Origin of the sequence: Nonomuraea sp. NPDC048826, from assembly GCF_043198225.1 — a bacterium.
In the GTDB taxonomy this organism is placed as follows: Bacteria; Actinomycetota; Actinomycetes; order Streptosporangiales; family Streptosporangiaceae; genus Nonomuraea.
Window position 1 is genome coordinate 217,200 of record NZ_JBICUQ010000010.1, and the last position, 17,682, is coordinate 234,881.

At 73.1% G+C, this 17,682-nt stretch carries 15 protein-coding genes; 5 read left to right on the forward strand and 10 right to left on the reverse strand.

Annotated elements, in window-relative coordinates; genetic code table 11:
- Window positions 1–11: 11 nt before the first annotated feature.
- Both ACGFI7_RS33805 and ACGFI7_RS33810 read right to left on the reverse strand, forming a co-directional pair.
- A complete protein-coding gene (locus ACGFI7_RS33805) occupies window positions 12–1,952 on the reverse strand; it encodes a helix-turn-helix domain-containing protein (protein WP_393411848.1) in 1,941 nt (646 codons plus the stop codon).
- A 19-nt stretch (window positions 1,953–1,971) separates the two neighbouring features.
- Entirely contained in the window at window positions 1,972–2,724 is a 753-nt protein-coding gene (locus tag ACGFI7_RS33810; protein WP_393411850.1) for an SDR family NAD(P)-dependent oxidoreductase, read from the reverse strand.
- Window positions 2,725–2,967: 243 nt separating this feature from the next.
- Between ACGFI7_RS33810 and trpD the strand changes: the two genes are divergently transcribed.
- Window positions 2,968–4,014 carry an anthranilate phosphoribosyltransferase gene (gene trpD, locus ACGFI7_RS33815; RefSeq protein WP_393411852.1) on the forward strand — a complete coding sequence of 349 codons (1,047 nt, stop codon included), beginning with the start codon at window positions 2,968–2,970 and terminating at the stop codon, window positions 4,012–4,014.
- A gap of 3 nt (window positions 4,015–4,017) precedes the next feature.
- Here the strand turns inward: trpD and ACGFI7_RS33820 are convergent, their stop codons facing one another.
- From ACGFI7_RS33820 to ACGFI7_RS33830, 3 genes are read right to left on the reverse strand one after another with little or no spacing between them, the layout of a single operon-like run.
- Window positions 4,018–5,406 (reverse strand): class II fumarate hydratase, encoded by a 1,389-nt coding sequence (locus ACGFI7_RS33820; protein WP_393411854.1) that lies wholly within the window; start codon window positions 5,404–5,406, stop codon window positions 4,018–4,020.
- Between the two features lie 29 nt (window positions 5,407–5,435).
- Window positions 5,436–7,154 carry a protein kinase gene (locus ACGFI7_RS33825; protein WP_393411856.1) on the reverse strand — a complete coding sequence of 573 codons (1,719 nt, stop codon included), beginning with the start codon at window positions 7,152–7,154 and terminating at the stop codon, window positions 5,436–5,438.
- 35 nt (window positions 7,155–7,189) lie between these two features.
- Window positions 7,190–8,299, reverse strand: a complete 1,110-nt coding sequence (locus ACGFI7_RS33830) for a serine/threonine-protein kinase (protein ID WP_393411858.1) — start codon at window positions 8,297–8,299, stop codon at window positions 7,190–7,192.
- A gap of 438 nt (window positions 8,300–8,737) precedes the next feature.
- On the opposite strand from ACGFI7_RS33830, the gene ACGFI7_RS33835 reads away from it, so the two are divergent.
- Window positions 8,738–8,926: a DUF5999 family protein gene (locus tag ACGFI7_RS33835; RefSeq protein ID WP_393411860.1), complete on the forward strand. Its 189-nt coding sequence runs from the start codon at window positions 8,738–8,740 to the stop codon at window positions 8,924–8,926.
- 39 nt (window positions 8,927–8,965) lie between these two features.
- Here ACGFI7_RS33835 and ACGFI7_RS33840 read toward each other — a convergent pair whose 3' ends face one another.
- A complete protein-coding gene (locus ACGFI7_RS33840; protein ID WP_393411862.1) occupies window positions 8,966–10,621 on the reverse strand; it encodes a fumarate hydratase in 1,656 nt (551 codons plus the stop codon).
- Between the two features lie 18 nt (window positions 10,622–10,639).
- Window positions 10,640–11,545 carry a DMT family transporter gene (locus ACGFI7_RS33845; RefSeq protein WP_393411864.1) on the reverse strand — a complete coding sequence of 302 codons (906 nt, stop codon included), beginning with the start codon at window positions 11,543–11,545 and terminating at the stop codon, window positions 10,640–10,642.
- Between the two features lie 68 nt (window positions 11,546–11,613).
- Here ACGFI7_RS33845 and ACGFI7_RS33850 point away from each other — a divergent pair, with 68 nt between their 5' ends.
- Together ACGFI7_RS33850 and ACGFI7_RS33855 are read left to right on the forward strand one after the other, a co-directional pair.
- Window positions 11,614–12,984: a PLP-dependent aminotransferase family protein gene (locus ACGFI7_RS33850; protein ID WP_393411866.1), complete on the forward strand. Its 1,371-nt coding sequence runs from the start codon at window positions 11,614–11,616 to the stop codon at window positions 12,982–12,984.
- A 28-nt stretch (window positions 12,985–13,012) separates the two neighbouring features.
- Window positions 13,013–13,954, forward strand: coding sequence for a Gfo/Idh/MocA family oxidoreductase (locus ACGFI7_RS33855; RefSeq protein ID WP_393411868.1), 942 nt, complete (start codon window positions 13,013–13,015; stop codon window positions 13,952–13,954).
- 10 nt (window positions 13,955–13,964) lie between these two features.
- Here ACGFI7_RS33855 and ACGFI7_RS33860 read toward each other — a convergent pair whose 3' ends face one another.
- Together ACGFI7_RS33860 and ACGFI7_RS33865 are read right to left on the reverse strand one after the other, a co-directional pair.
- Complete coding sequence (locus ACGFI7_RS33860) at window positions 13,965–15,128, reverse strand: MFS transporter (protein WP_393411870.1); 1,164 nt, start codon at window positions 15,126–15,128, stop codon at window positions 13,965–13,967.
- Window positions 15,129–15,202: 74 nt separating this feature from the next.
- Entirely contained in the window at window positions 15,203–15,862 is a 660-nt protein-coding gene (locus ACGFI7_RS33865) for a DUF998 domain-containing protein (protein WP_393411872.1), read from the reverse strand.
- A gap of 108 nt (window positions 15,863–15,970) precedes the next feature.
- Here ACGFI7_RS33865 and ACGFI7_RS33870 point away from each other — a divergent pair, with 108 nt between their 5' ends.
- Entirely contained in the window at window positions 15,971–16,618 is a 648-nt protein-coding gene (locus ACGFI7_RS33870; protein ID WP_393411874.1) for a DUF1707 domain-containing protein, read from the forward strand.
- A gap of 28 nt (window positions 16,619–16,646) precedes the next feature.
- On the opposite strand, the gene glpX is transcribed toward ACGFI7_RS33870, so the two are convergent.
- Window positions 16,647–17,681, reverse strand: a complete 1,035-nt coding sequence (gene glpX / locus ACGFI7_RS33875; protein ID WP_393411876.1) for a class II fructose-bisphosphatase — start codon at window positions 17,679–17,681, stop codon at window positions 16,647–16,649.
- Between the last annotated feature and the right edge of the window lies 1 nt (window position 17,682).

A 17,682-nucleotide genomic window follows, 5' to 3' on the forward strand; every position in this document is an offset into this window, starting at 1 on the left:
ACCGGCGTCACTCATATGGGCCGAGGACCCACACTCTGCCTGGTGCCTGTGTGGCCGAGCAGGTGCAGGCGGAGCGCCAGCTGGATCTCCAGTGCCCGTTCCGGCTCCTGCCACCCGTCGCCGAGCAGCTTGCCGACCCGGTCCAGCCGCTGGGTGACGGTGTTCACGTGGATGTGCATGACCTCGGCCGTGCGCGAGGGCGAGCCGCCGGTGCCGAAGTACGCCGCGAGCGTGGCGGTCAGCGCGGTGCCGCGGCGGGCGTCGTACTCGATCACCGGGCCGATCGCGGACGCGACGAAGCCGCGCACGTCGCGGCCCTCGCCGATGAGCAGCCCGACGAAGCCGAGCTCGGCGGCGCTCGCGCCGTCGCCCGACCGGCCGAGCGCCACCAGCGCGTCCGCGCAGCGGCGCGCCTCGCGGTACGCGGCCGCGACGCCGCCCGTCTCTTCGGTTCTCCCGGCGGGGACGGCTCGGTCCGGGTACGCCGGTGGGGGAGCCGGCGCGTCAGGCGGCGGCTCGCCGACGCGGGCCGCGCCCGCCGTCGCGGGGGCGTGCAGCGTGGCGCTCAGCTCGGCGGCCACCCGCTGCGCGAGCGGGCCGGCGTCGGTGCCGGGCAGCAGCAGCACCACCTCGTCGCCGCGCCCCGCGGCCAGGCCGCGCCGCAGCGCCGCCTCCGACGAGGCCCAGAACGCGGCCCGCTCCCGCTGCCCGTCGTGCCGGGCCACGACCACGACGTGCGGCGCGGACAGGTCCACGCCCAGCCGGTGCGCCCGGTCGTGCAACCCCGGCGAGCCGGGCCGGGAGATCAGGTCGTCGAGCAGCTCGCCGCGTACCCGCCCCTCGGCCTCCGCCACGCTCCTGCGGAACAGCAGCAGCAGCGCGCAGACCAGCGCGGCCCGCTCCAGGATGCGCTCGTCGGCGTCGTCGCTGCGCAGCACCAGCGTGCAGAGCGGCGCGCCGCCGACGTCCACCGACGCGATGCGCAGGTCGCCCCTGCGCACGGTACGGCCGAGCGCGCGCGAGGCCTGCGCCGCCTCGAACACCCCGGCGTCGAACCCGGTCGCGTCGCCCACGAGCGGCCTGCCCAGGTCGTCGAGCACGGCCAGCTCGCCGCCGAGCACGTCCGTCACCACGGCCGCGACGTCCTCGATGCCGCCGCCGCGCAGCACCAGCGAGGTCATCCGGTCGTGCGCCGTCGCCGCCCGCTCGACCGCCTCGGCGTGCTCCCTGGCGGTGCGGTGCGCCTGCGACAGCTCCTCCAGCGCGTTCCTGGTCTCCTGCAGCAGCCGGGCGTTGTCGATCGCCACCGCGGCGTGCGCCGCCAGGCTGCCCAGCAGCGAGACCTCCTCCTGGTGGAACGGCCGGGCGCTGCGGTTGGCCGCGAACAGCACGCCGATCACCCGCTGACCCAGCCGCAGCGGCACGCCCAGGATCGCGACCAGGCCCTCCTCGGTGACGGCCTCGTCGATGTCGTGCTTGTGGCGGAACCGGGCGTCGGCGAAGTAGTCGGCGGTCGCGTACGGGATCGCGGTCTGCGCCACCAGCCCGCCCAGCCCGGAGCCCATGGCCAGCCGGAGCGAGCGGAACTTGGCCGAGATCGAGCCGTCGGTGACCCGCATGTAGGTGTCGCCGCGGTCGGGGTCGTGCAGCGTCAGGTAGGCGGTGTCGGTCGCCAGGAGCTGCCTGGCCCGGTGCACGATCGCCTCCAGCACCGCGTCCAGGTCGCGCAGCGCCGACAGGTCGCCGGCGGTGTCGTAGAGCGCCGACAGCTCGGCCTCGCGCCTGGCCCTGCGGCGCAGCAGCTCGCGCACCCTGAGCGCCTCGACCTTGGCGCGTTCGAGCTCCTCGACGGCCGCCGGGTCCGCGCCGGCGGCCCTGGCCTCGACGACGGGCCCCTCGAACTCGACCGCCGACGCCTCCCTGGCCAGGAGCTCCAGGAAACGCCTGGTCATCGCCGCCGTCCAGGGATCACTAGCGCGCCGTCCAGCCGCCGTCGACCGGCAGCGACACGCCGGTGACGAACGAGCCGCCCGGCCCGCACAGGTAGGCCACCAGCTCGGCCACCTCCTCGGGCTCGATCAGCCGCTTGATCGCGGCGGGCCGCAACATGATGTCCTCGACCACCTCGTCGGGGCTGATGCCGTGCACCCTGGCCTGGTCGGCGATCTGGTCCTCGACCAGCGGGGTGCGCACGTAGGCGGGGTTGACGCAGGTGGAGGTCACGCCGCGCGACGCCCCTTCGAGCGCCAGCGTCTTGGAGAACCCCTCCAACGCATGCTTCGCCGTCGTATAAGCCACTTTGTACGGTGAAGCGCGCAGTCCGTGCACCGAGGAGATGTTCACGAACCGCCCCCACCCCCGCTCGTACATGCCCGGCAGCACCCGGCGCGCGATCAGGAACGGCGCCTCCACCATCACCTTCAGGATCGCCGAGAACACCTCGGGCGGGAACTCCTCGATCGCCGCCACATGCTGGAACCCCGCGTTGTTGACCACGATGTCGACCGGCTCGTCGGGCAGCGCGCCGACGAACCCCGGGTCCGTCAGGTCGGCCACCACCGCCACGCCGCCCACCTCGGCCGCGACCTTCCCGGCCGGCTCGGCCGCCCGGTCCACGACCAGCACCCGCGCCCCGCCGGCCGCCAGCCGCCGGGCGCACGCCGCGCCGATCCCGCTGCCCGCCCCCGTCACCAGCGCGGTCCGCCCCGTCAGCTCCTTCGCCATGACTCCGACCTTAAGTCCCGCCGGCCGGGGCACGGCATGGGGCCTCGCGACATATATGCATGGCGCGATATGTGTGGCGGGGGACTGATAGCCTCACGGCATGACCGCGTACCCCGTGCTGTGGTGGCCCGCCTTCTAGGCGGTCCTGCCAGCGCGCGCGTACGCATCCCGGCCGCCTCGACGAGGCGGCCACCGGCAAGGGGCGTCCCCGTCGAGCATTCGACACACGAAAGGGCGCCACCCATGACCGGCACCACCACCTGGCCCGCACTGCTCGTACAGCTCCTCGACGGCGAGGCGCTCACCTCCGAGCAGGCCTCCTGGGCGATGTCGCAGATCATGTCGGGCCGGGCCACGGACGCCCAGGTCGCCGCCTTCGCCGTCGCGCTGCGCGCCAAGGGCGAGACCGTCGCGGAGCTCTCCGGCCTCGCCGACGGGCTGCTCGCCGGCGCCTCCGCCATCAGGATCCCCGGCGACACCGTCGACCTGGTCGGCACCGGCGGAGACCGGGCGAACACGGTCAACGTGTCCACCATGGCCGCCGTGGTCGCCGCCGCCGCGGGGGCCAAGGTGGTCAAGCACGGTGGACGCGCCGCCTCCTCCACCACCGGCGCCGCAGACGTCCTGGAGGAGCTGGGCGTCGCCGTCGAACTCCCGCCGGCCGCCGTGGTGGAGGTGGCCGAGGAGGTGGGCATCACGTTCTGCTTCGCCCCGGTCTTCCACCCGGCGCTCGCGCACGCCTCACGCCCGCGCCGCGAGCTCGGCGTGCCCACCGTGTTCAACTTCCTGGCGCCGCTGACCAACCCGGCCCTGCCCACCGCCTCGGCCATCGGCGTCTACCACGACACGATCTCCGAGGTCATCGCCGGTGTCCTGGCCGCGCGGGGCGCCTCCAGCCTGGTCTTCCGCGGCGACGACGGCCTGGACGAGCTCACCACGTCCGGGCCCTCCACCGTCTACGTGGTCCGCCGGGGCGGCGTCACCCGCACCCGCTTCGACCCGCTCGACCTCGGCATCCCCCGGTGCGACCCCGACGACCTGCGCGGCGGCCCGCCGGCCCGCAACGCCGAGGTGGCCCGCGCCACGCTGGCCGGACGGACCGGGCCCGTGCGCGACATCGTCCTGCTGAACGCCGCCGCGGCCCTGGTCGCCGCCCGGGGCACGCCACCGGCCGACGACCTCACCGGCGCGCTGGCCTCGGCGTACGAGGACGCGGCGGCGGCCGTCGACTCGGGCGCCGCCCTCGCCCTCCTCGACCGCTGGGCCGCCGCGACGCAGCGGCACAACTGAGCGCTACCCGGGCCGGGTCATCGACAGGACGTCGAGGGCCGCGTCCAGCTGCGCCTCCGTCAGCGTGCCGGCGGAGACGTGACCGCGTTCGATGACCACCTCGCGGATCGTCTTGCGTTCGGCCAGGGCCTGCTTGGCGATCTTGGCGGCTTCCTCGTACCCGACATAGCGGTTGAGCGGCGTCACGATCGACGGCGAGGACTCGGCGTACTCGCGGAGCCGGTCGACGTTGGCGGTGATGCCGGCGACGCAGCGGTCGGCCAGCAGCCGGGAGATCGCGGCCAGCAGGCGGATCGACTCCAGGATGTTGCGGGCGATGAGCGGGAGCTGGACGTTCAGCTCGAAGGAGCCGGAGGCGCCGGCGAAGGTGATGGCCGCGTCGTTGCCGACGACCTGGGCCGCGACCATGGCGGTGGCCTCGGGGATGACCGGGTTGACCTTGCCCGGCATGATCGACGAGCCCGGCTGCAGGTCGGGCAGGTTGATCTCGCCGAGGCCCGCCCGGGGCCCCGAGCCCATCCACCGCAGGTCGTTGGCGACCTTGTTGAGCGACACGGCCACCACCTTGAGCTGACCGGACAGCTCCACGATGGAGTCCTGCGCGCTCTGGGCCTCGAAGTGGTCGGCCGCCTCGCGGAAGGCGATGCCGGTGGCCTCGCGGAGCCCCGCGATGGCCTTCTCGGCGAAACCCGGCGGGGTGTTGATGCCGGTGCCGACCGCGGTGCCGCCCAGCGGCAGCTCCAGCACGTGGTCGAGGGCCCGCCGCACCCGGACCACGCCGTGCTCCACCTGGGTGGCGTAGCCGCCGAACTCTTGGCCCAGCGTCACCGGCGTGGCGTCCATCAGGTGGGTCCGCCCCGCCTTCACCACGTCGTCGAACTGGGCCGCCTTGGTGCGCAGCGCGATCGCCAGGTGCTCCAGCGAGGGCAGCAGGTGGAAGGTGACCTCCGTCGCCGCCGCCACGTGGATCGAGGTCGGGAACACGTCGTTGGACGACTGCGAGGCGTTGACGTGGTCGTTCGGGTGGACCGGGCGGCCCAGCCGCTCCTCGGCGAGCGTGGCGACGACCTCGTTGGCGTTCATGTTGGAGGAGGTGCCGGAACCGGTCTGGAAGACGTCGACGGGGAAGTGGGCGTCGTGCTCGTTCTCGGCCACGTCGGCCGCGGCCTGGGCGATGGCCTCGGCCAGCTCCTTGTCGATCACCCCCAGCTCGCCGTTGACCTCGGCGGCCACCGCCTTGATCAGGCCGATGGCGGCGATGTGGGACGACTCCAGGGCCCGGCCTGAGACGGGGAAGTTCTCCACCGCCCGCTGGGTCTGCGCACGCCACTTCGCGCCGGCGGGCACGCGCACCTCGCCCATCGAGTCGTGTTCAACGCGGTATTCGGTCATGCCTCCCAGTCTTACCCACGGCAGGCCGATCAGTTCGTCAGCAGCGCCACCACGAGGATCGCGATCACCACGGCGGCCACGGCGGCGACGGCCATGAGCACCAGCATGCCCGTGCGGTTGCTGGGACGCTGCTGCTCCATGCCGGCGATGGAGAACAGGTCGGTGCCCAGACCGGGCCCGTCGTTGGCCTCCGGCGGCCGGCGCGGCGGGAACGGCGGCTGCCCGCCGGGCGGCGGCTGCTGACCCGGTGCGTACGGCAGGGGCTGCGGACCCGACGGATGCGCCCCCTGCGGCGGTGCCTGCCGCGGCGCCTGCTGCGGGCCCTGCTGCTGACCCTGGCCGGGCTGCTGCTGCGCGGGCGGGTAGACCTGCAGGCCGGGGGAGTTGAGCGGGTTGCGGGGGAGCCGGGTGGTGGCGAAGGCGCCCTCGTCGCCCTGCGGCCCCGCCTGCTGCGGCGGGCCCTGCGGGCCGGGAGTCTGGGGGAGCGGGGTCTTCGGGCGCATCATGCTGACGGTGCGCTCGGGGTCCTGCGCGCGTTCGGGCTGCTGCGGTCCGGTCGCGGGAGCGCCGCCGAACGCGTCACGCCCCTCACCGTACGGACCGGGCCCACCGGTCTGCCCGCCGGTCTGCCCGCCGGTCCTGGGACGGCCGTACGGGTCGGTGCCCTTCGCCGGGCCGGTGCCGTACGGGTCGGTGCCGCTCGCCGGGCCGCCGTACGGGTTGGATCCCACGGGGCGGGGGCCGGGCTGCGCGGCCGGGGCCTGGGGGTACGGGCGGTCGGCGGGGCTGAAGTGGTTGGGACCGGCCGGAGGAGCGGTGGGGACCGGGCCGCCGGCTTGGGGTGAGGAGCCGGGGCGGGGGGCTTGGGGCACGGGGGGCTCCTGGTCGGCGAAGGTCTCGGCCGTGATCGCCGGCATCTCGCTGGTCGGCGTGTCGGCGACCATCCGCAGCATGGTCTCCGCCTGCGCGGAGTGCAGCCGGCGTTTGTGGTCCTTGTTGAGCATCCCTTCCAGGACGGGCCGGAGCGGCCCCGCCTGCGTGGGCGGGTCGGCGCTCTCGCTGAGCAGCGCCGCCAGGGTCTCGGCGATCGTGGACCGCTCGTACGCGGGACGGCCCTCGACGGCGAAGTAGAGCGTCGCCCCGAGCGACCAGATGTCGGACTCGGGGCCGGTGTACTCGCCTCTGGCACGTTCCGGGGCCGTGTAGCCGGGCGAGCCGATGACCATGCCGGTCTTGGTCAGCTTGGGGTCGCCCTCGGCCTTGGCGATGCCGAAGTCGGTGAGCACCACGCGCCCGGTCTCGGTGATGAGCACGTTGCCGGGCTTGACGTCACGGTGGGTGATGCCCTGGGCGTGCGCCGCGCGCAGCGCGCCGAGCAGGTCGACGCCGATCTCGGCGACCAGCCGGGGCGGCAGCGGACCCTCCTCGTCGATCACCTGCTCCATGGAGCGGCCCTCGACGAGCTCCATGATGATCCACGGCCGGTTGCCGTGCACGATCACGTCGTGGATCGCGGCGACCGCCGGGTGGTTGATGCGCGAGGCGATGCGGCCCTCGCGGACCATGCGTTCGCGCAGCTCGGCCCGCTGCTCTTCGGTCAGCCCCGAGTCCTGGCGAATCTCCTTGACCGCCACTTCGCGGCCGAGCGCGCGGTCACGGGCCCGCCACACGGTGCCCATGGTGCCTCGGCCGAGCGGGGCGACGAGCTCGTACCGCTCCGCGAGCAGGTGCGTCTGCTGTTCCGGCATGAGAAGAAGATATCGATTCTCGCTTGGGAAGTGCTTTACCCTCGCTTGCGAAGTTCTCTTGGCCAGAACCGCCGAGGAAGGAACAACTTTATCACCGTCGTCAGGAATCGGGCATAAGCGGTGGGCGCTGGCCGGGATTCGACCCGTCGGCGGTGCACGCCCTCGCCCGGGCGACGCTCCTGACGCTGCGGCGGGACGCTCACCGGAGGGGCGGTGACGTCGGCCCGGTGCAGCCCGCGGTGGGCGGGCCGGCGGGTGAAAGCGGGCGCGCTCGGCACCATCGCCGGACGCGTCAGCCTGCGCGGGGTCAGCGGCTCCTCCGCCGCGTTGCCCGCCGCGACCCTGGCCAGCATCAGCGAGGCCCGCACGGAGTCGAGCCGGGTGTGCGGGTCGATGCGGAGCAGCGCGTCCAGGACCGGCGCGAGCGGCCCCGCCTTGGTCATCGGGATCGGTTCGCCGCTGGTCAGCGCCGCGAGCGCGGCCGCCGCCGTACGCCGTCCGTGCAGCCCCCTGCCCTCGACGGCGGTGTAGAGGGTCGCGCCGAGCGACCACAGGTCGCCGGCGGGGCTCGCCTTGGCGCCGAGCACGCGTTCCGGAGCGATGTAGCCGGCGGAGCCGAGGACGATGCCCGCCTGGGTGATGGAGACGTCACCTTCGAGCGCGGCCAGGCCGAAGTCGGTGAGCACCGCGCGGTCCTCGGTCACCAGCACGTTGCTGGGCTTCACGTCGCGGTGGAGGATGCCCTTGGCGTGCACGGCGCGGAGCGCGCCGAGGATCTGACGGCCGATCTCGGCCGTCCGGCGCGGCTCCAGCGGGCCCTCGACCTGGATGAGCTGCTCCAGCGACCGGGCGCGCAGCAGCTCCATGACGATCCACGGCCGGTCGTCCTCGGTGACCACGTCGAAAACGGTGATCACGGACGGGTGCGCCACCATCGCGGTCGCCCGGCCCTCGCGTTCGGTGCGCGCGCACAACTCGGCACGCAACTCCTCGTCGAGGACTTTGGGCAGGCGGACCTCCTTGACTGCCACTTCACGGTTGAGCAGCTCGTCATGTGCCCGCCACACGGTGCCCATGCCGCCGCGTCCGACCGGCTCCACGAGCCGATAGCGCGCGGCAAGAAGGTAACCGGAGGGCGCACGCATGCCTGGCAGCTTACCTATTTGTGTAAACCGACCAGTAGAGGCCGGGCCGATTAATTGTTGCGAATCCAAGTCAACTCACCTGACTCGCGAAGTCAGGCGGCGTGGCGACGCCTGTGGGGGCAGGCCTTCTGAAAGTGTTGCGCACGACACCGTCAGCAGGTTGTAAGGCTGTGGTAAGAGGGCGCGCGCATGCTGGACACAGCGGGAAGGAATCCTCATGAAGAGGCCGAAACTGTCGGTGCCGGTCGTCAGAATGAAGACATCCGCCCAAAGGTTGACCAGCGAAGACCAGAGGACGTGAGGATGATGCGCCAGATCCAGGTCCGCCGCCGGCCCCGCAAGCCGACCGCAGCCTCGCTGGACCTCCGCACGCCGTCGGGGCGCAAGCTGCCCTACTGAGAACAGACCACCAGGAGAGCGCCATCTGAGAGGTGCGCGATGTGCAGTCACTTCCCCGTTTGTCCCAGTGCCGACTCATTGAACCGTGAGGCCGCTCACGTCGTCAAGGCTCACCCCGACCAGGGCTGGAGCCTGCTCTGCAACGGCGTGGTGCTGTTCGAGGACACCGGGCTGCTGCTGCCCGACGGCTCTGTCATCGCCCCCCACCGCGCGCTGGTCGCGGCCTGAGGTCCCGGCGCCGGGACGCACCCGGCGCCGGGGCCGGGCTCAGGACCGCCGGCCGATCGACAGCACCGGCCCCGTGGTGTCGACGAAGAAGTCGTTGCCCTTGTCGTCGACGACGACGAACGCGGGGAAGTCGACGACCTCGATCTTCCAGATCGCCTCCATGCCGAGCTCCGGATACTCCAGCACCTCGACCTTCTTGATGCAGTCCTGCGCCAGCCGGGCGGCCGGGCCGCCGATGGAGCCCAGGTAGAAGCCGCCGTGCCGCTCGCACGCCTCGGTCACCTGCCGCGACCTGTTGCCCTTGGCCAGCATCACCATCGAGCCGCCCGCGGCCTGGAACCGCTCCACGTAGGAGTCCATCCGCCCCGCGGTGGTCGGCCCGAACGAGCCGGACGCGTAGCCCTCGGGCGTCTTGGCCGGGCCCGCGTAGTAGACCGCATGGTCCTTCAGGTATTGAGGCATCTCGCCGCCCGCGTCGAGCAGCTCGGCGATCTTGGCGTGCGCGATGTCGCGGGCCACCACGAGCGGCCCGGTGAGCGACAGCCGGGTCTTGACGGGATACTTCGACAGCTCCGCGAGGATCTCCGGCATCGGCCTGTTGAGGTCGATGGAGACCACGTCCTCCGACAGGTGCTCGTCGGTGGTGTCGGGCAGGAACCGCGCCGGGTCGGTCTCCAGCCGCTCCAGGAACACCCCCTCCGGCGTGATCTTGGCGAGCGCCTGCCGGTCGGCCGAGCAGGAGACCGCGATGGCCACCGGGCAGGACGCGCCGTGCCGCGGCAGCCGGATCACCCGCACGTCGTGGCAGAAGTACTTGCCGCCGAACTGTGCGCCGATGCCGAGCTTCTGCGTCAGCTCGAAGACCTTGGCCTCCATCTCAAGGTCGCGGAAACCGTGACCGGACCCCGAGCCCTCGGTGGGGATCGAGTCGAGATAGCGGGCGCTGGCGTACTTGGCGGTCTTGAGCGCGTACTCGGCGGACGTGCCGCCCACGACCACCGCCAGGTGGTAGGGCGGGCAGGCGGCGGTGCCGAGCGAGCGGATCTTCTCCTCCAGGAAGGCCATCATCCGCTTCTCGTTGAGCACGGCCTTGGTCTCCTGGTAGAGGAACGACTTGTTGGCCGAGCCGCCCCCCTTCGCCATGAACAGCAGCTTGTACTCGTCGGGGTGGCCGTGCGGGTCCTCCGCGTAGAGCTCGATCTGCGCGGGCAGGTTGCTGCCGGTGTTCTTCTCGTCCCACATGGTCAGTGGCGCCATCTGCGAATAACGCAGGTTGAGCTTCGTGTACGCGTCGTACACGCCGCGTGCGATGGCCTCGGCGTCGCGGCCGTCGGTCAGCACGTGGCGGCCGCGCTTGCCCATGACGATCGCGGTGCCGGTGTCCTGGCACATGGGGAGCACGCCGCCGGCCGAGATGGAGGCGTTCTTCAGCAGGTCGAGGGCCACGAACCGGTCGTTGCCGCTGGACTCCGGGTCATCGATGATCTTGCGGAGCTGGGCCAGGTGGGAGGGGCGGAGAAAGTGGGAGATGTCGTGGATGGCGGCCTCGGTGAGCTGCCGCAGAGCCTCGGGGTCGACCTCGAGGAACGTCCGCCCCGCCGCCTCGACCGTGCGCACCCCCTCCGACGTGATCAGCCGGTATTCCGTGTCGTCGGCGCCCAGCGGGAGAAGGTCGGTGTAGTCGAAGTCGGCCATGTCCATCCTTTCGATCCGCTAGAAGGGTACGCCTTTGCTGGTCATCGTCCGTCCCTTGGGTTGCGCGGGAGCGTTCTCGGGGGTACGGCGCGGCCCGCTCAGCCCGACCAGAATGCCCGCGATCACCAACCCTGCCCCCGCCAGGTCGTACGCGGAAGGCGTGGCGAGGCCGAGCACCAGACCGGTGACGATGGCGCCGACCGGGATGAGCCCGGCGAACAGCCCCGCCCGGCCCGGCCCGAGCTTCGGCAGCGAGGTGTACCAGAGCAGGAACGCCACCACCGTCACCACCACGGTCAGATAGCCGAACCCCAGCGCCTCGGCCGGCGTCGGCACCCGGAACATCCCGGTCCCCTCCTCGACCAGCCCGATCACGGCCAGCATCGGCACGGCCAGCACGGTCGCGTACGTCGAGACCCGGATCGCGCCCAGCTTCGGCAGCAACGGCAGGGCCAGCAGCGAGAAGCACACCTCGCCCGCCAGCGCGCCGAGCGCCCACAGCAGGCCGGGCAGGTTGCCGCTGCCCAGCCCGGTGGCCAGCGTCGCGCCCGCGACGACCACCGTGGCCCCGACGAGCAGGCGCGGCGCCGGGCGGCCGCCGGCGAAGGAGAGCCAGAGCGGCACCGTGCCGAGCACGGTGCCGACGAGCGCCGGCCCGGCGGCGCGGGTGGACTCGACCACGAACACGTTGAACAACGCCAGCCCGGTCAGGGCCAGCGCGCCGAGCAGCAGCCACTCCCGGGGCGTCAGGCGGACGAACCGCAGCCCCATGACCCGGGTGACCGCCACCAGGATGACGGCCGCGGCCAGGTAGCGCACGGCCTGCCCGCCGTACACGGGATAGTTCCCGACCAGATCGGACACCCCGGCGAGTGTCCCCACGCAGAACATGGCCACAGTGGCCCCGGCGACTCCGCTTCTCATGGTTGCCAGGCTAGGGACACAATGGTCCCCGTAAACAGTCCAATCCAACGCTGTGACCGAGGACCAATGTGGCCGACCTCCATGTGCCGATAAATCGGGAAATCGGGGGGATTGCTGGGCAGATCGCCTCCGAGCTGCGCGACGCCGTCCGCCACGGCCGTCTCACCCCCGGCACCCGCCTGCCCGCCACCCGCGACCTCGCCGCCGACCTGCGCGTCTCGCGCGGCGTGGTGGTGGAGGCGTACGAACAGCTCGTCGCGGAGGGGTTCCTCGTCTCCCGCGTCGGCTCAGGCACCCAGGTCGCGCCGACCGCCGCGCACCGCGCCGAGCCCCCGCCGGGCGGCCAGGACCGCGCCCCCTACTACGGCCACCGGCCGACCTCGCCCGACCTCGGTTTCTTCCCCCGCGAGCGCTGGCTGGCCGCGGTCCGGCACGTGCTCGCCACCATGCCCGGCGACGCACTCGACTACGGCGACCCCGGCGGCGTCCCCGAACTGCGCGAGGAGCTGGCCGGCTACCTGAGACGGGTGCGGGCCGCCGACGTGCGCCCGGAGAACCTGGTCGTAGTAGGCGGCGTGGCCCAGGGACTCAGCCTGATCCTGCGGGTGCTCGCGGGTCCCGGCCGGCTCCGGCTGGCGGTGGAGGACCCGGGCAGCCACCGCCAGCTCCCGCTGCTCCGCCGCGCGGGCGCCGACCTGGTCCGGTTGCCGGTGGACGACCAGGGGGCGGACGTGGCGGCGCTGCGGGCCCGCCGGGCGGACGCGGCGCTGGTCACGCCCGCCCATCAGTTCCCCACGGGCGTCGTGCTCTCGCCGGCGCGGCGGGCCGAGCTCATGGCGTGGGCCCGCGACGGCGATCGGATGATCCTGGAGGACGACTACGACGCCGAGTTCCGCTTCGACCGGGACCCGGTCGGCTGCCTCCAGGGGCTCGCGCCCGACCGGGTGATCCTCTCCGGCAGCGTGAGCAAGGCGCTCGCGCCGGGCCTGCGGCTGGGCTGGGTGGTCGCCCCCGCCCACCTGGCCGAGGCGGTCCGCCGCGCCCGCGGCGAGCTGGACCTGGGCTCGCCGGTGATCGAGCAGTACGCACTGGCCCACTTCCTGCGCACCGGCGGCTACGACAAGCACCTGCGGCGGATGCGCAGGGAGTACCGCCGCCGCCGCGACGCCCTGGTCGAGGCTTTGGCCCGGGAACTGCCCGAGATCCGGGTCCGGGGGATCGAGGCGGGTTTGCACGTCTACCTGGAGCTGCCCGAGGGCTGGGACGAGGACCGGGTGGCCGAGGCGGCCACGAAGCTGGGCCTGGCCGCCGAGCCGGTGGGCCTGATGCGCTCGGGCGACGGCCCGCCGGCGATCGTGGTGGGATTCGCCCGGCTGCCGGCCCGCCGGGCCGCCGAGACGATCCGAGAACTCGGAACCGTCCTGTCTGGACGAAGATAGGGCCCGGAGGCTACTCATGGGAGGCGGCATGCGGGTGGGCTTGCTGGGGCTGGGCAGGATCGGCGCGTTCCACGCCGCGACACTGGCCGCGCATCCGCTGGTCGACGACCTGATCGTGGCCGATCCCGTACGGACCTCGGCGCACGGCAGGCCGGGCGACCCCTTCGAGGCCGACGCGGTGGTCATCGCCACTCCCACGAGCACCCACGCCGAGCTGCTCCTGGAGGCCTGCCGCCGGGGCGTCCCCGCCTTCTGCGAGAAGCCGGTGGCCGGTGACGTCAAGGGCACGCTGGAGGTGCTGGAGGCGGCCCGCGGCAACCGGGTGGTGGTCGGGTTCCAGCGCAGGTTCGACGCGGGGTACGCGGCCGCGGCCGCGGCGCTGCGCCGGGGCGAGCTGGGTGACCTGCACCGCGTCCACCTGATCACCGCGGACCCGGCGCCGCCGCCCGCCGCCTACATCCCGCTGTCCGGCGGGATCTACCGCGACTGCCACATCCACGACTTCGACATCCTGCGCTGGGTGACCGGCCGCGAGGTGGTCTCGGTGTACGCGACGGGGGCCAACCGGGGGGCCGCGTTCTTCGCCGAGGCGGGCGACGTCGACACCAGCGCCGCGCTGCTCACCCTGGACGACGGCACGCTCGCCACCGTCCAGGGCTCGCGCTACAACGGCGCGGGGTACGACGTGCGCATGGAGCTGGCGGGCACCGAGGGCACGCTGGCCGTCGGGCTGAGCCCGCGCGCCCCGCTCGCCTCGACCGAGGGGCTGGCTCCCGGGGGCGACCCGTGGCCCGACTTCGTCACCCGGTTCGCCGACGCCTACCGGGCCGAGCTCGACGCGTTCCTGCGCGGCGCGCCCGGGTGCGCGGTCGAGGACGCGCTGGCGGCGCTGTACGTGGCGGAGGCGGCCGAGCTGTCACGCCGGGAGCGCAGGCCGGTCGAGGTGGCCGAGGTCACCGCGGCGCCCTGACCCGCCCGCGTCACGGCCGCGCGGGGACCGGCTTCGGCTCGAACCCCTTGGCCAGGGCGACGATCGCGGCGGCGAGCACCAGCGGCACGGCGAAGCCCCATCGCATGCCCGCCTCCTCCGCGAGCCCGCCCACCAGGGCCGCGCCCACGATGAAGCCCACGTAGTTGAACAGGTTGACCCGGGCGATCGCCACCCCGCCGCCGGCCGGGTCCAGCCGCCCGGCGGCCGAGAACGACTGCGGCGCCACCACCGACAGCCCCACCCCGGTCAGCCCGAACGCCACCACGGCCAGGGGCTGGCTGGGCGCGAACACGATCCCCAGGAAGCCCAGCGTGGCGATCGCCCCGCCCAGCCTGACCACCGTGGCGGGACCGTACCGCCGGACCGCGAGGTCGCCGGCCAGCCGCACCAGCAGCGTGGTCGCCTGGTATGCGGCGTAGGCCAGCGGGATCACCCGGGCGTCGGCGAGCAGCTCGTCCTGCATGAAGACCGTGCTGAAGTTCGAGACCGCCGCGTCGCCCACGTACAGGAAGCCCATCGCCAGGCAGAGCGGGATGATCGGCCGCCACGGGACCCGGGTCCCCGGCGCCTGCTCCACGGTGCCGGCCCGCTCCTCGTCCGGCCCGTACAGCCGGGGCCCTGCGTAGAGCGAGCCCGCCACGGCGAGCACCATCGGGATCGCCATGACCGCTTCCAGCGGCAGCCCGTCGCCCACCGCCGACACCCACAGCGCGCCGGCCAGGCTGAAGACGCTCCACAGGCAGTGGAAGCCGTTCAGCACCGCGCGCCCGTACCTGCGCTCGACCGCGACGCCCTGCATGTTCATGCCCGCGTCGACCGCGCCGACCGCCACCCCGAACAGCAGCAGCACCGGCACCAGGAGCGTCACGTTCGGGGCCAGGCCGGCGAGCACGACGGCGGCGGCCACCGCGGGCTGGGCCAGGCGGAGCAGCAGCCGGCTGCCCAGGCGGGCGGCGAACGTGCCCGCCGCCACACTGCCCACGCCCGCGAACACCGGCACGATGAGCAGCAGCAGGGTCAGCGCCCCGGTGCTCAGTCCGTGTTTGTCCTGCAGGTGCGCGACCTGGGTGAGGAGAGTGGCGAAGGACAGGCCCTGCACCGCGTACACGCCGAAGGTGGCGAGGCGGGCCTGGCGATCACGCGGAGACGGCACGGCGGCCTCCTGAGCGGGGGGAATGAACGTGAGGCTGGGTCAGGTTATCCCCGGGACCGCCGCTCCACCAGCACTCAGGCGAGGTTCTTCGCGCCGCCTTCCGCCGGGGGAGTCCCCGCCAGCTTCCGCCCGGCGGCCCAGAAGCCGAGCGCCGCCACGGTCGCCACCTCCACCGCCGCCAGCCCGCGCTCCACCAGGCCGAGCGGCATGACCTGCCACCAGCGCAGCCCCTCCTGCGCGCCGACCAGCACCAGCACGCCCATCCCCACCACGTACAGCACCGAGCACACCCCGAGCCCGAACGCCGCCAGCGACGCCGGATGCCGCACGCCCCGCCGCCACGGCCTGGCGATGATCAGCGCGGCCAGAGGCAGGCTCAGGAACGCGACCAGGCTGCCCGCCCGGTGGATGCTGCCGCTCAGGCTCGGCCCCACCGACCAGTCGTGCTTGGGAAAAGAGGCCGCCACCAGCAGCCCGGCACTCCACGCCAGCAGCGCCAGCGTGCCGACCGCCCCCGCCAGCCGGGCCCGCGCCAGGGACAGCCCGATGACCGCCGACCCCACCGCCAGCAGCACCACGCCCAGCCCGAACACCCAGCCGAGCTCGGTCAGGCCGTGTTCGCTGATCGTGCGCCGCAGCGGGTCCATCTCGCCCAGGGCGGCCAGGTCCAGGCCGACGACGACCACGACCCCGGCGCCCACCGCGCCCAGTCCCCAGCGTTCCGGCCGTCGCACCGCGTCCTCCAGAGTCGTTCTTGTCCGGTGCAACGGCCGGGTGACGGCGAGGATTCCGGACCCGCCGGTATCGGGCGAACACCGTGCGAGCCGGATATCGTGGGAGGCGTGAAGGAACGCCCGGGATCCTGGCTCCCCCGTCTGCAGGAGGCCGGCGAACGGCTGGCCGATGAGTGGGTGTCGGCCCGGCGCCCCCGGAAGGACGACCACCCGCAGCCGGCCGAGCTGCGGGCGTCCGACGCCGACCGCGAGCGCATCGCGCAGGTGCTCCAGGAGGCGCACGCCGACGGGCGGCTCACGATCGAGGAGCTGGAGGAGCGCCTCGGCACCCTCTACGCCGCCCGCACGCTCGGCGAGCTGGCCGGGCTCACGCAAGACCTGCTGCCCGCCGAGGAGCAGCCGCTCAACCTCGACGGCAGGCCGGTCTCGGCGTTCTTCAGGCAGCAGGAGCGGGGCGGGCGCTGGGTGGTGCCGGCGGAGCTCGACGTCACCGCCATGTTCGGCACCACCAAGCTCGACTTCCGCGACGCGATCCTGCAGAACAGCCGCGTCGTCATCAACGCCACGCTGGTCTTCGGCGGGCTGGAGATCCACGTGCCCGAAGGGCTCGAGGTCATCCGCGTCACCAAGGACAAGACCGCGCGGCTCACCAAGGGCCCGGAGGAGCCCGGCGCGCCCGTGGTCGAGGTGCGCACCACCAACTTCGTGGGCGACGTCTCGGTCAAGCAGCCCCGCCGGCGCAAGCGCCGCCGCTGATCAGCCCGCGGTGTCAGCCCGCGGTGCCTCAGCCCGCGGTGTCGAAGTTGATCGCGCTGTAGGCGCGCAGCTTCCACAGTTGGTGCTCGCTCTCGATCTTGCGGATCGTGCCCGAGCGCCCGCGCATCACCAGCGACTGGGTCATCGCCACGCCGCCGCGGTAGCGTACGCCGTCCATCAGCGCGCCCTGGGTGATGCCCGACGCCGCGAAGAACACGTCGTCCGACTTGACCAGATCGTTGGTCGTCAGCACCTGGTCGAGGTCGAGGCCCGCGTCCAGCGCCTTGCGGCGCTCCGCCTCGTCGCGCGGCCACAGCTTGCCCTGGATGACGCCCCCCAGGCACTTGAGCGCGCACGCGGCCACGATGCCCTCCGGCGTGCCGCCGATGCCCAGCATCAGGTCGATGGCGCTGCCGCCGCGCGCCGCCATGATGGCGCCCGCCACGTCGCCGTCGGTGATGAACTTGATCCGCGCCCCGGTCTCCCTGATCTCCTTGACCAGCTGCTCGTGGCGGGGACGGTCGAGCACCACGACGGTGACGTCCGAGGGCGAGCAGTGCTTGGCCCTGGCCACCGCCCGGATGTTGTCGGCGACGGGGCGCTCGATGTCGACCACGTCGGCCGCCTCGGGGCCGGTCACCAGCTTCTCCATGTAGAACACGGCCGACGGGTCGTACATCGAGCCGCGCTCGCTCACCGCGATCACCGAGACCGCGTCGGGCATGCCCAGGGCCGTCAACCGGGTGCCGTCGATCGGGTCGACGGCCACGTCGCACTCGGGGCCGCTGCCGTCACCGACCTGCTCCCCGTTGAACAGCATCGGGGCATGGTCCTTCTCGCCCTCCCCGATGACCACCACACCGTTCATCGACACCGTGTTAATCAACTGGCGCATGGCGTTCACCGCGGCCCCGTCGGCGCCGTTCTTGTCGCCCCGGCCCACCCAGCGCGCCGCGGCCATCGCCGCCGCCTCTGTAACGCGGACGAGCTCCAGGGCGAGGTTACGGTCGGGGGCATGCTTGCCCGTGGCCAACGGCTCGGGCACCGAGGTCTGATCCGACATG

Excerpts from the sequence above, each read along its gene's own strand:
- ACGFI7_RS33805 (WP_393411848.1), bottom strand. The coding sequence starts at position 1,952 with ATGACCAGGCGTTTCCTGGAGCTCCTGGCCAGGGAGGCGTCGGCGGTC.
- ACGFI7_RS33810 (WP_393411850.1), bottom strand. The coding sequence starts at position 2,724 with ATGGCGAAGGAGCTGACGGGGCGGACCGCGCTGGTGACGGGGGCGGGC.
- trpD (WP_393411852.1), top strand. The coding sequence starts at position 2,968 with ATGACCGGCACCACCACCTGGCCCGCACTGCTCGTACAGCTCCTCGAC.
- ACGFI7_RS33820 (WP_393411854.1), bottom strand. The coding sequence starts at position 5,406 with ATGACCGAATACCGCGTTGAACACGACTCGATGGGCGAGGTGCGCGTG.
- ACGFI7_RS33825 (WP_393411856.1), bottom strand. The coding sequence starts at position 7,154 with ATGCCGGAACAGCAGACGCACCTGCTCGCGGAGCGGTACGAGCTCGTC.
- ACGFI7_RS33830 (WP_393411858.1), bottom strand. The coding sequence starts at position 8,299 with ATGCGTGCGCCCTCCGGTTACCTTCTTGCCGCGCGCTATCGGCTCGTG.
- ACGFI7_RS33835 (WP_393411860.1), top strand. The coding sequence starts at position 8,738 with ATGTGCAGTCACTTCCCCGTTTGTCCCAGTGCCGACTCATTGAACCGT.
- ACGFI7_RS33840 (WP_393411862.1), bottom strand. The coding sequence starts at position 10,621 with ATGGCCGACTTCGACTACACCGACCTTCTCCCGCTGGGCGCCGACGAC.
- ACGFI7_RS33845 (WP_393411864.1), bottom strand. The coding sequence starts at position 11,545 with ATGAGAAGCGGAGTCGCCGGGGCCACTGTGGCCATGTTCTGCGTGGGG.
- ACGFI7_RS33855 (WP_393411868.1), top strand. The coding sequence starts at position 13,013 with ATGCGGGTGGGCTTGCTGGGGCTGGGCAGGATCGGCGCGTTCCACGCC.
- glpX (WP_393411876.1), bottom strand. The coding sequence starts at position 17,681 with ATGTCGGATCAGACCTCGGTGCCCGAGCCGTTGGCCACGGGCAAGCAT.